The organism is Vibrio gazogenes, assembly GCF_023920225.1.
Lineage (GTDB): Bacteria > Pseudomonadota > Gammaproteobacteria > Enterobacterales > Vibrionaceae > Vibrio > Vibrio gazogenes.
Genome location: NZ_CP092588.1, coordinates 1137696 through 1150797, shown reverse-complemented (window position 1 = coordinate 1150797; position 13102 = coordinate 1137696). Strand labels below are relative to the sequence as shown.

General features: G+C 45.2%; 10 protein-coding genes. 7 read left to right on the top strand and 3 right to left on the bottom strand.

Translation table 11 applies throughout. From position 1 onward, the window contains the following. Positions 1–170: 170 nt before the first annotated feature. Genes glpA through glpC form a run of 3 tightly spaced genes read left to right on the top strand, consistent with a single transcriptional unit; the run spans position 171 to position 4443 of the window. Positions 171–1820 carry an anaerobic glycerol-3-phosphate dehydrogenase subunit A gene (glpA, locus tag MKS89_RS20650; protein WP_072963179.1) on the top strand — a complete coding sequence of 550 codons (1650 nt, stop codon included), beginning with the start codon at positions 171–173 and terminating at the stop codon, positions 1818–1820. Continuing rightward, entirely contained in the window at positions 1817–3220 is a 1404-nt protein-coding gene (glpB, locus tag MKS89_RS20645; RefSeq protein WP_072963181.1) for a glycerol-3-phosphate dehydrogenase subunit GlpB, read from the top strand. The genes glpA and glpB overlap by 4 nt, the downstream gene beginning before the upstream one ends. Then, positions 3217–4443 (top strand): anaerobic glycerol-3-phosphate dehydrogenase subunit GlpC, encoded by a 1227-nt coding sequence (gene glpC / locus MKS89_RS20640; RefSeq protein WP_072963184.1) that lies wholly within the window; start codon positions 3217–3219, stop codon positions 4441–4443. The genes glpB and glpC overlap by 4 nt, the downstream gene beginning before the upstream one ends. A gap of 111 nt (positions 4444–4554) precedes the next feature. On the opposite strand, the gene MKS89_RS20635 is transcribed toward glpC, so the two are convergent. The 3 genes from MKS89_RS20635 to MKS89_RS20625 form a co-directional block, all read right to left on the bottom strand. After that, entirely contained in the window at positions 4555–4881 is a 327-nt protein-coding gene (locus MKS89_RS20635; protein WP_131814955.1) for a hypothetical protein, read from the bottom strand. Between the two features lie 322 nt (positions 4882–5203). Beyond that, on the bottom strand, positions 5204–6208 hold the full coding sequence (locus tag MKS89_RS20630) for a LacI family DNA-binding transcriptional regulator (RefSeq protein WP_072963190.1): 1005 nt from the start codon (positions 6206–6208) through the stop codon (positions 5204–5206). 144 nt (positions 6209–6352) lie between these two features. Beyond that, a complete protein-coding gene (locus MKS89_RS20625; RefSeq protein WP_072963192.1) occupies positions 6353–8371 on the bottom strand; it encodes a methyl-accepting chemotaxis protein in 2019 nt (672 codons plus the stop codon). Between the two features lie 971 nt (positions 8372–9342). Between MKS89_RS20625 and MKS89_RS20620 the strand changes: the two genes are divergently transcribed. The 4 genes from MKS89_RS20620 (at position 9343) to tssC (ending at position 13102) form a co-directional block, all read left to right on the top strand. Then, a complete protein-coding gene (locus MKS89_RS20620; RefSeq protein ID WP_072963195.1) occupies positions 9343–9627 on the top strand; it encodes a type VI secretion system PAAR protein in 285 nt (94 codons plus the stop codon). Between the two features lie 55 nt (positions 9628–9682). Beyond that, a complete protein-coding gene (locus MKS89_RS20615) occupies positions 9683–10807 on the top strand; it encodes an SEL1-like repeat protein (protein WP_077316159.1) in 1125 nt (374 codons plus the stop codon). Between the two features lie 251 nt (positions 10808–11058). Continuing rightward, positions 11059–11571 (top strand): type VI secretion system contractile sheath small subunit, encoded by a 513-nt coding sequence (gene tssB, locus MKS89_RS20610; protein WP_072963197.1) that lies wholly within the window; start codon positions 11059–11061, stop codon positions 11569–11571. A 55-nt stretch (positions 11572–11626) separates the two neighbouring features. Further along, a complete protein-coding gene (gene tssC / locus MKS89_RS20605) occupies positions 11627–13102 on the top strand; it encodes a type VI secretion system contractile sheath large subunit (protein ID WP_072963199.1) in 1476 nt (491 codons plus the stop codon).

Below are 13102 nucleotides of genomic sequence, written 5' to 3'. Positions count from 1 at the left end.
CGTTCCGCACCCATCATAATTGTGACAAACCACGTAATATGACGATCTCTCATTGGACTCTGGATTGGTTAAAAATGTTCGTTCGCTCTTTTGTGAGCAATATATCGAACATTTTAGATAATAAATGACACACTATTTGTCAGTGCATTGATATCAGAAGGTTCATATAGATGGTGGTTGCCCGAAGGTTGGAAACAGATGTCGTTATTATCGGTGGTGGTGCGACAGGCACTGGCATCGTGCGTGATTGCGCGTTACGTGGTATCGACTGTATTTTACTCGAACGGGATGATATTGCTTCCGGGACGACGGGGCGAAATCATGGTTTATTACATTCGGGCGCGCGTTATGCGGTGACTGACCCTGAATCCGCAAAAGAATGTATTCAGGAAAATCGAATCCTCAGGCGGATCGCCAAACACTGTGTCGAACCGACCAACGGTTTGTTTGTCACATTACCGGAAGACGATTTGGCTTATCAGGATACATTCATTAAGGCTTGTGGCGTTGCCGGTATTGAAACGACGCGTTTAAGTGCCAAAGAAGCGCTGGTTTTAGAGCCGCATGTTAACCCACAGTTGCTTGGTGCCGTCAAAGTGCCTGACGGCACATTAGATCCTTTTCGGTTGTGTAGTGCGAACATTCTGGACGCGAAAGAACATGGTGCGCGTGTATTAAATCGTACATGGGTACAAGGCCTGATTCGTCAGGGGGATACTGTGCTTGGCGTTCGGGCCTGGCGTTCAGATACCCGTGAACATCTTGAAATCTATGCCAAAGAGGTGATCAATGCCGCTGGTATCTGGGGGCAAAACATTTGTGAGTATGCGGATCTGAAGATTCGCATGTTTCCTGCCAAAGGGTCTTTGCTGATTCTGGATTACCGGATTAATAACCTGGTGATTAATCGCTGCCGCAAACCGGCCGATGCCGATATTCTGGTGCCCGGAGATACCATATCTTTAATCGGTACGACCTCTGAACATGTGGATTATGACCAGATAGACAATTTGCAAGTGACTGAACGTGAAGTTGACTTACTGCTCAAAGAAGGGGAAAAGCTCGCCCCGATTATGGCCAATACGCGGGTCCTCCGGGCATATGCCGGTGTCCGGCCGTTAGTTTCTGTTGATGATGATGGTAGCGGCCGCAATATCAGCCGGGGGATCGTTTTACTGGATCATGAAGCGCGGGATGGCCTGAAAGGGCTAACGACGATTACCGGTGGTAAGCTTATGACTTATCGTCTCATGGCGGAGTGGGCAACTGATATGGTCGCGCAAAAACTGGGTCATTCCGCACCGTGTGAAACCCATATCAAACCGCTGCCGGGAGCCAACGGCATGCCGAAGCAGGCGAAAAAAACAGCCAGTCTCGCCAAACCCGTTTATGAATCGGCAATTTACCGTCACGGTGAACGCGCGGAACAATTTTTAGCCGACAACCCTGAAAGTCAGGCGGTGATCTGTGAGTGTGAAATGGTGACAGCCGGTGAAATCGAATATGCGATTTCACAGTTGGATGTCAAAAACCTGATTGATCTCAGGCGTCGGACTCGTTTAGGGATGGGCCCCTGTCAGGGTGAATTGTGTAGTTATCGGGCTGCGGCGCTGTTTTCAGAATACACTGAGATGGATGGTTGTGAATCCGGTGCCTTGTTGACCGACTTTCTGGAAGAACGCTGGAAAGGCATTAAACCGATCTTCTGGGGCAATGCGTTACGGGAAGCGGAGTTCAGTTACTGGATCTATCAGGGATTGCTTGGCGTGGGAGAGCAACCGGTGATGGACACAGATCCGCAGCAGGAGGAACGCCAATGATGAATTATGATATCGCCGTGATCGGCGGCGGAATTGCCGGTTATTGTGCTGCGATCCGCAGTCAGCAGGCTGGTCGGAAAACCGTGCTGATCAGTCAGGGGCAGAGTGCGCTGCATTTTTCTTCAGGCTCTATTGATGTGTTGGGTCGCCTGCCGACGGGTGAGCCAGTCGTGGATCCTTTCGCGGCCATTTCTCAGTTAGAAAGCGCTCAGTTAGAAAATGATGAACTTGCGTCCGCTGTATTGCAGGAAGCGGCGTTACCGGAAGAGGCCGACTCACGGCAACAGACCATCCGTCAGACGGTGCAACATCCCTATGTGAAAGTTGGCCGGACAGGCGTCAAGCAGAGTTTGTTGTGGTTTAAAGAGATGCTGGCCGCAGAGGTTGCGCTTTCTCATCAGCCGGATCATGCCAACCATTGGCGTATTACACCGTTTGGGACCCTGAAAGCAACTTGGTTATCTCAACCACATGTCTATCAGCATCGTACGAACGCCCCTTTTCGTGAAATTGTGATTATTGCGCTGGCAGGATACCGCGATTTTCAGCCACAGATCCTGAAGGATAATTTAGCCCGTATTGCTGATTTTTCCGGGTTGCCGATCCGGATTGCTACGATTCATCTCCCCAGTGTTGAACATGATCAGCGTCATCCGTGTGAACGACGTTCGCTTGATATTGCTCATCTGCTGCAACAGGCGCCGATTTGGTCGGCATTTTGTGAACAACTGACCGAGATGACCCAGTCCGATGATTTGGTGATTTTGCCTGCGGTCGTCGGTCATGGTGATGGGATGGCAATCTTAGATCGCTTACAGCAGGAAACGCAGCGTCACTTTCATGAGGTCCCGACCATGCCACCGTCGTTGATGGGCATGCGCCTCGAAGCCGCGTTACACCGGATTTTTATTCAGGCGGGGGGCGTTCATCTCAAGGGGGATCAAGTGCTCGGCGGCCACTTTGAAGGACACCGTCTGACAGAAGTGTATACCCGGAATCTGACCGATATCCCGGTTCGGGCCGAGCATTATATTATGGCAACCGGCAGTTATTTCAGTCAGGGGTTACAGGCATCACGACAGGCGATCAAAGAGCCAGTTTTCGGTTTGGACGTCGCGCAAATCACGCCGAGAACACAATGGGGCGGGCATGATTTTGTCGCGCAGCATCAGCCGCATCCGTTCATGACTTTTGGGGTATCAACCAACGATCAGCTGCATCCGAGTTATTGCGGGGAAACGATTACTAACCTTTATTGTTGTGGGGCAATGCTGGCCGGCTATGACCCCGTGTTTGAAGGCAGTGGTGGCGGTGTTGCCATTGCAACTGCGTATCATGCCGTCGAGCAATGCATCACCGATAATGTTTGTCCGGCAACTTGTCAGGAGGCTCTTTCATGAATCGTCGTTTTACTCAGCTTGCCCCTCAGAGTACCTCGTTTGAACAGTGTATCAAGTGTACGGTATGTACCGCTTATTGTCCGGTTTCGAAGGCAAATCCTGACTACCCGGGCCCGAAACAGTGTGGTCCGGATGGTGAGCGTTTACGTATCAAAAATCCGGCTTATTACGATGAAGCGTTGAAATATTGCACCAATTGCAAACGGTGTGAAACTGCGTGTCCTTCCGGGGTCAAAATTGGCGATATGATTGCTGTGGCCCGTGGTAAATATGGCAAGGAGCCGCTTAATCCGAAACGCATCCGGGATTATATCCTCAGTCATACCGATCTATTCGGTACACTGGCATCACCGTTGGCACCGCTTATCAATGCAACGACCGCTCTACCGATAGTCAAAAAAGCCATGCATCAGGTGATTGGGGTTCACCAGCATAAATCATTACCCAAGTATTCCCACGGGACATTCAGACGGTGGTTCAAACAAAACTGCACCCGTCAGCCGTTGTATCAGCATCAGGTGACTTATTTTCACGGCTGTTATGTGAACTACAACCATCCGCAACTGGGTAAAGACTTCATCAAAGTTATGAATGCGATGAACATCGGAGTTCGCTTGCTGGAGCGTGAAAAATGTTGTGGTGTGCCTTTGATGGCGAACGGATTTCATCACAAAGCACGTCAGAACGCTGAGGCAAATGTTCAATCGATGATATCGGCTGTGCAGGATTATCAAACCCCGATTCTTGCCACGTCGTCGACCTGCTCTTTTACATTGCAGCAGGAATACCCGCATGTACTCGGGGTCGATAATTCTCAGGTCGCCGACAAAATCGAATATGTGACACGATTTTTACTGCGATCATTTATGAATGGACAGCAACCGGCAATGAAACCATTGAATCTGCATGTGGTTTATCACACGCCTTGCCATTTGGAACGCAGCGGACAGGCGATTTTTACCATTGAATTACTGAAAATGATTCCGGGAGTCACGGTGACGGTCCTCGATAGTGAATGTTGTGGCCTTTCCGGAACATATGGTTTTAAGACCGAGAACTATTCGGTATCGATGAAGATCGGGGCACACTTGTTTGAATCGATTGATCAATCGGGTGCGGATATGGTGATCACGGATTGTGAAACCTGTAAATGGCAGATCGAAGAGAACACCCGGCTTGAAGCGATTCACCCGATCAGTTTGCTGGCAATGGCGATTGAGTGACAAACGCCATCAATCTGGTATTCACTTACTTTGTAAATATAAAACAGGGGAGCGGCGCTCCCCTGTTGCTTAGGTTGGGCTCGAAAGCCCTATGGACAGTATCGATTTGGATTAGTGTTGTACTGAAATAAAACGATGAGTAACGATTTGTTCACCGTTTGGTTCATTGACACTAATCTTGAAGCTACGGGAATGGTTTTCATTGTTTTCTACAATGACAGTACCGTGCGCAGAAGTCATTAATGTTTGGTGCTGACTGCCACCATCAACTTCAACAGGAACCTGGCTGACAGGTTGGCCGTTTTCAGTCACTTTGACAATCGCTTGATCCGGTAGCGTATAGATATTCATGTCGTATTGTGATTCAGATGCAAATACATTGGCTGAAAGTAGCGTTGCAATTGCAGTAACGGCAGCTAGTGATAGTTGGTTTTTCATAATCTCACCCATATTCGTTGTTGGTTCATTTATTATTTCGTTATGTCGGGAGTGATTATGAGCCGAAATAAGTGTGACTTCGATAACATAATTTCGTTCGTTACTTTCAAGTTTTTTGAACTTAGTCACACTTGATATGTGAGATAGAGGAATCATTCTATTGACTTATATCTGCTTATCATATAAAGGTTAATTTTGGGTTAAGACCATGTCAGTGTCATCAATATATGTTTGTGTGGCTGCGGGGCATTAACGAGTGCGCCTGCATCAGATATGAGCGACGGTGGGGGCGGTATACGGATGAGTAATCACAAGTCATGGATTATGAGAGGGGGAGTGTTGATTCCCGTCGTTCCAGTGCGCCGAAATATTCGAAATGCTGCGGCGTACTGGTGATCTTATTGGCCATGTTAATCGCCAGATTGGTTGCATCAATGGTGAGTTGTTCGATAGGCAGAGAGACAGTAGATAGGCTCGGGATAGAATAAAATGCCGCTGGCTCATTATCGATACCCATCACGGAGATATCCTGAGGCACCGAAAGCCCTCGTTCATGTAACGCCCGGATCGCTCCGAGAGCCATGTCGTCATTACAAGAAAAGATGGCACTGAATGTTTGCCCCTGATCCAACAACTGCATAACGGCGGAGTATCCCCAGATATGGGTGCTTTTCCCCTCGATGATCAAGGCTTCATTCACTGGAATATTGTGTTGAGCGAGGTGATCGCGATAAGCCTGTAATCGAAGCTGGCCAGTTTGATTGTTCAACGGTGTGGTCAGACAAACAATGTTACGATGGCCGAGTTGCAACAGATGTTCTACCGCAAGCGAACCGAGTTGGTATTGGTCAAAGCTGAAACTGACCAACTGCTGTGTGGATAAACTGCGGTTTAAGACAACCAGCGGTCGTTGTGTCTGTTCTTGATAGTGGACGAGCTGAGTTTCGCTGAGATAACGACTGTAGATCATGATGGCATCACAGCGTTGAAGCGCGAGTGTATTCAGCGCTTCAATTTCTCCGGCTTCACTGTTATGACTTTCCATGACAAACAGTTTTTTTTGGGATTTTTGGAGCGTTTGCGCGGTCTGTTTCAAGATTGAACCGAAGTAATAACTATCAAAGTGAGGCAGGATAAGCCCAATCGTGTTTGAGGTGTTAGTTGCTAAGGCTTGTGCCAGAACGTTTGGTTGAAATCCCAATGATTTCATCGCATCAAGTACCCGTATCCGGGTTTTCTCTTTGACTTGCGGGCTACCGTTGATCACTCGGGAGACGGTCGCTTTTGATACACCGGCCGCTTTACAGACATCAATGATTGTCGCCATCTATTCCCTTATTTCCTCAATGGATCATTTTCATGCACAAAGCGCAATTTTACCGGATTCCCTCGGGCGGGGGAATGATATTTTTCCGGGTCCATGGGCTGGCACCATTTATCTGCAGAGGAGAAATGATGCCACATACTTGCATTACTGGGCTTGAGATTCGGTCAACCGTGTGATGGTCAGAACGTTCTGATCAATTTGAGCCAGTTCAGACTGAACTTCATTGATATCGTTGATGCTTTCTTCAATGCTGGAAGAAGCTTCGTTGGACAGGGTTAACATCTTGCTCATTTCTTCATTCAGGTCGAGTGAAGCGTTATTGACATGTTCCATCAGGGCAACGGTTGTTTCAATGACATCTTTGATGGCATCGATTGAAGAATAGAGATTGTTCACCGTCTCTCCGGTAGAACTGAGGCTTTTTTGGGTACTTTGGGATAAGTTTCTCACTTCATCGGCAACGACGGCAAATCCTCGTCCTTGTTCTCCGGCTCGGGCGGCCTCAATCGCAGCATTGAGTGCCAGTAAGTTGGTTCTTTCGGCTATCCCATCAATGACATCCAGAATATCCTGAATCTTGCTTGAATTGGTTTTCAAGGTTTCAACATACTGCTGGAGTTCCTGACTATGCTCAGCTTGTTTTCTCATTTCACTGGAGAGTCCGGAAAACTGTGTCTGAACATCTTGGAGTACGTCTGAGGTGTCTTTGGCGTAAGATGCGACGTTCTGTAAGCTTTGAAGCATCCGTTCCAATAGTTCCTTGTAGCGGAATAAGTCCCGGATCGTGGTCTGTTGCAGTGAAGCGACTTTCTTCAAACTATGCAATTCATTCTGTAAGAAATAGGCTTTGAAGTGGCTGTAGTAAATGGGAAAGTTATTGGTGTATTCGTCGTGAAATGATTCCCCTTCGTGCACTTGATACAGATAAAGCGCGGTAAGCGTCTCATTTTGATGCAGCCCCAAAAATTCACCGAATGTACTGAATCCGGCAACCGCAGGAATATGGTCAAAATTATGCACGGCAGAGAGCGAAGGGCCATTATGTAAGCGACGCAGGATACAGTCGTTTGCGAGCATCGCAATGGGGTCTCGCGGCTTACCACGCTGAAATGCGGCATAATCACGCTGGATTGATTCTGAGAAATCTTTTGCTTTCATCAGATATAATTTGTCACCGAATGAAAAGTCGCAGAAGAAATTGATGGTTTCATCTTCATCGTTAATATTGGCAATTGAGCGGATATACGTTTCGTTGCCAATTTTTACCCCGAAACTATATTGTTCAAGCACGGACTCCAGTTCGGATGGGGGACAAGCAAAATGTCGGCATAACATCGATAGGGGGGACTGGAGTGTCATCGTCGATTCATCAAGGAATGTTTGCACAGTGCGCGTGGCGGCGTTTGTTTCTGCAATCGTAAAGTGAGTTGACGTCGCTTCAAAGTTGTGTGTTTTTAAGATGCCATAGCGAATGGCGGGTGCCAGTTTCACAAACACCAAACAGACTTTGTTGGTCAGGATTTTTCCGTCTAAGGCAACATCGGCCTGACCAAAATCCAGTTTGCCGCCGGCTGAGCTACCAATAAAGTAGCAGGGAAAACAATCAGACTGGTAGAGGGCTTGTACAAAGAAATTTTCAGAAGAAGAGAGACCATCAAAGAACGTCAGTGCCACGGTATCAAGGTAGCTGACGGGAAAATCAAGGTTAACTTTTTTGATTTCATTCTGAATTCGTGCGATCCGGTCTTGGCGGGTAAACTTGATTTGACCACTTTTGATATCTTCGCAATAAAGAGGCACTTCAGCGATAGAAATGGCTTGGAATACCTGCTCACTGAAGCTTTGGATGACAATATTATCCCAGCTTTGCGGTGTGGCATGGTAGAGCCCTTTCTTATCCCGCCCGCCCAGCTCTCCTGCACTCATGATCGACACGACATGTTTTGCAAAAGGCATCGCCTCTTTTAATTTTCTTGAAATCGCTTCGAAAGGAAGGTGTGGTGACACATAGGCGAGAACAAGTGTTGTGGCACTGGCATGGAAGCTCATTTCTTTTAATTGATTGACACCAATCTCATGGCTTGAGATTGCTTTTACTTTGACTGGGGGTTCGTGATTCAGGGATTGTTTTTTTGAGGTATTTCGCCAAGTTCGATTGAACATAAAGCCACTCCGCCTGTTAGGATTCCGGAAAAATATGAATTATTTCATGCATATCAGTTCAGTTTTTATTATGGGTAAATCGTCGAAACATTATCAATATGATGCATAAAAAACAATACAAAAAATATGGATAAGTTCATGGTATAAAAACAAGCTCATCATCACTTATTTTAAAGGTCAGAGGACTGTTCAGTCAGTTTATCCATGTTGCTCGACATTTCTAAGAAGCGGCCTGAGGATCATTAAACTTGGTGGATCGAGTGCTCTGAACTTTATCGCTACACGCAATATTTTTATACGTTGTGTTATTCATTTTTTTTATATCAATAGAACTGATATGACCAGTTATAGAGTGGGTGAATATAATTTGAGCACTTTTAATATATTATTGATTAAAAATTTGGAATATCACTCATGAAAATATGAGTTTTGGATATTTTTGCATGAGTAAAATAAATATTTGACTCATTCAACTTGTATTAAAAATGGAATCGATATCATATTTTTATGATCTGATTATATGTGGTGTGACTTATTTTATTTCTCTAATTCAAGAAAACTTGGGTATTTTTTGTAGAAAAACCGATTATTATACGTTTTTGTTGTCAGAGTGCAAACTTTTTTGTGAAAATTCTATGCAAATTATTGGTCTCTATCATGAATGTAATCTGTCTGACATCTAGCCTTAGGTTGTTTTGTGATCTTCTGCGGTAAATGAAAAATTATTAAATAATAAAAATGTTTTTAGATATCCTGCACTAGATTATTTTGTCAATATAAGAGAAAATTATTTAACCAATTAGGCAAGATATTGCTTGAGATAGGCAAGATATTGCCCGACTGAATAAAAAATAATCGGCAAGAATAAATAAAATAGATAGATTCTAAGTAGTTGCCGGCAAAATATGGTGATCATTCAACTGGTTTTGCATTAATTTACACGTTTATCAGCTAACAACAGAGGCATAATAATGGGAAACGGAATCGTCGTTGGTAATACAGGTTCTGATCATGATGGCTTTCCTCCTACTCCTGTCACTGCAGGGTCAGGAACCGTTAAATATGATGGTATTCCTGCGGCTCGGCAAGGCGACCCTCTTGTGCCACATGATAAGCCGAAACATCCACCTCATGGACGCTCTATTGCAGCAGGTTCAGGAACGGTAATGGTTGATGGGAAGCCCGCTGCTCGTGCTGGTGACCCGATCAGTTGTGGTGGTGCTTTACAAGGTGGTAGCAGTGTTAATATCGGCTAAAAATAAGGTATTTTTGCTCAGTACTTTTGTGCTCGGTTTTTGCAGCAACGCTGTTATGGCAGACGACGTTGTGAATCCTGAGGCGGCGGTGACAATTGATGAAAATCCATATGCCACCGGTCATAAAAACTTGGGTCGTGACAGATTAGGTCATGAGCGTTTAGGTCATGAGAATATAGATAATGACGACTTGAATCGTGTTTCGATTCAGATGCCGGAATCCGACCAGCAGGCAAATCAGCAAAAGTATGATTATGATATTAATTTTTTGACGCCGACTCAGGCTTATGAGAAGGGACGTTTGCTGCGTGCACAGTTTAAAAATGAAGAAGCACGGCATTATCTACAATATGCTGCTGACAAAGGCGATGCGGATGCTGCTTATTTATATGCGATAGAGTTGTCGGAATATAATCCGACCATCCGGACGCCTCGGCTTGTCAGAGAGTATGTTGAGCAGGCGGCAAATCAGGGTAATTTGCACGCGATGAATTATCTGTACCAACATGGCACTTGGTTACGGACCACGATTCGACAGTCATGGCATAAACGCTACCATGATGGTTTGGTCAGACTCGCAGCGACACAACCTGCAAAAGCTGTTTATTATCTGTCGCTTTACTATGAAAAAACTGACCCGGATCAGTCTGAATACTATTTACAACGTGCGATGGATTACAGTTATCCGCTGGCATGGATGGATAATTCCAGAAGATCACTTGATGATATTAATCAGTTATATACGGAAACAAGATTTTCGACTGGGATTTATACCAACTATCGTAATGCAGCGGAACATCATTTTATCCCGGCGATGAAAGCATGTGTTGAACTATATGAAGGTCGCGGCGATTTTAAGAAAGCGTTTGAATGGCGCAAGCGGGCATTGGATGCCGGTGATCTGACATCTCTGGCCGTGGTCGCGAAAATATATGCAGGTGAAGCATCATCTTATCGGTTTGTCGATGAAGACTTGATTAAAGCCCGTGCTTATTCTGAGCTTTATCTGGATTATGCCGGCAGCGATCGGCTGACCAGTTTACATAAATCAATGGAACAATTTTTTGTTGATATTACCAATGAGATGACGCCCCCGGATATTGAGCGTGCCCAAAAGATTACAGACACTTATAAAGAAAAGGTAACCTTTTATAATCACGACACTTATTGGGATTTATAAATAAGACACAGTATTTTATTTATTCCCTTAAATAAAATAAGGGGGAGTTAATAATTGGTTGAATTCAAATGTAATATTATCGATTTGAAAACATTATTAAATAAGTAGATGTTTTTACTTATTTAATTGATGCGAATGTGATTCGTGTTCTCATGTCTGAGCCAGAATATTATTTCTGCTCAGATACCGTTTTGCTGGTGAAATGAATATACGCAAGCAACGACTATTGGCATAGGTATTGGAGACTTGATATGTCTAAAGAAGGTAGTGTCGCTCCGAAAGAGCGCATTAATATTAAATATGTTCCTGCGACAGGGGATCAACAGGCCGAAATTGAATTACCACTCAAAACATTAGTAGTTGGTGATTTTAAAGGTCATACGGAAGAAACACCGGTTGAGGATCGTCAATCTGTTTCTGTTGACAAGAACAACTTCGAGTCAGTGATGCGTGAGAGTAACCTCTCAATCAGCGCAACTGTAAAAAATAAATTGGGTGATGACCCTGATGCTGAGTTACCAGTCGAACTGAGCTTTAAGTCGTTGCAAGATTTTGCCCCAGATTCAGTTGCGGCTCAGGTTCCGGAATTGAATAAGCTGATCGAACTTCGTGAAGCCTTGGTTGCTTTAAAAGGTCCTTTAGGAAATATCCCCGCATTCAGAGAGCGCTTACAAGCCCTGATCGCATCTGAAGAGTCTCGTGAAAAGCTCCTTGCTGAACTGGATATTGTCGGCGGGTCTGAAGAAAAAGAACCTCAAGAGTAACGATAGACGCAATACTTTTGGTGTTTTTTAACTTATTGTCATAGGAACTTGATTAATGTCTGCTACAGAAGAAACGGTACTAGAAAGTCCCCAGGCTGGTGAACTCAGCCTGTTAGATGAAATTATGGCTCAAACACGTCTTGCGCCGAATGAAGAAGGTTATGATATCGCGAAAAAAGGTGTTGCCGCGTTTATCGAAAACCTGATTGGTTCGAGCCAAGAATCAGAACCAGTCAATAAATCACTGGTTGACCAAATGCTGGTTGAGCTGGATAAAAAAATCAGTGCGCAAATGGATGAGATCCTTCACCATGAAAAATTCCAACAAATGGAATCGGCATGGCGTGGACTGAAGCTTTTCGTCGACCGTACCGATTTCAGGGAAAACAACAAAGTTGACATCATCCATGTCACTAAAGAAGAACTGCTGGAAGATTTTGAGTTTGCACCGGAAATCTCTCAATCGGGTTTGTATAAGCAGGTTTATTCTTCTGGTTATGGCCAGTTTGGTGGTGAACCAACAGGCGCGATGATCGGCAACTATGCGTTCACACCATCTACACCGGATATGAAACTACTTCAGTACATGGGCGCGCTTGGCGCAATGGCTCATGCACCGTTCATTTCGAGTGTAGGTCCTGAATTCTTTGGTATCGACTCTTTTGAAGAACTTCCTAATATCAAAGATGTGAAATCGATCTTCGAAAGTCCGAAATATACCAAGTGGCGTTCTCTGCGTGAATCTGAAGATGCACGCTATCTGGGTCTGACTGCACCACGTTTCTTGTTGCGTGTACCTTACGATCCAATCGAAAACCCAATCAAAACCTTTAACTATCAGGAAAGTGTCCGTGAATCTCACGAACATTATCTGTGGGGTAACACCGCCTTTGCATTTGCAACGCGTTTGACCGATAGCTTTGCAAAATACAGATGGTGTCCGAACATCATTGGTCCTCAAAGTGGTGGTGCGGTTGAAGATCTACCGGTCCACGTTTTTGAAACAATGGGTGCTTTACAAGCGAAGATTCCAACGGAAGTGCTGATCACTGACCGTAAAGAATTTGAACTTGCAGAAGAAGGTTTCATTGCACTGACGATGCGTAAAGGCAGCGACAATGCAGCATTCTTCTCTGCCAACTCGATTCAGAAGCCAAAAATCTTCCCGAATACGAAAGAAGGTAAAGAAGCAGAAACCAACTACAAGCTGGGTACTCAGCTCCCTTACATGATGATCATCAACCGTCTCGCGCACTACATCAAAGTATTGCAACGCGAACAGATCGGTTCATGGAAAGAGAGACAAGATCTTGAGCGTGAACTGAATGGTTGGATCAAACAGTATGTTGCTGATCAGGAAAACCCACCGGCAGACGTTCGTAGTCGTCGTCCACTTCGTGCTGCACGCATTGAAGTGTCCGATGTAGAAGGTAACCCAGGCTGGTATCAGGTATCGCTGGCAGTTCGCCCACACTTCAAGTACATGGGTGCGAACTTTGAACTGTCACTCGTTGGCCGTTTAGATCAGTAA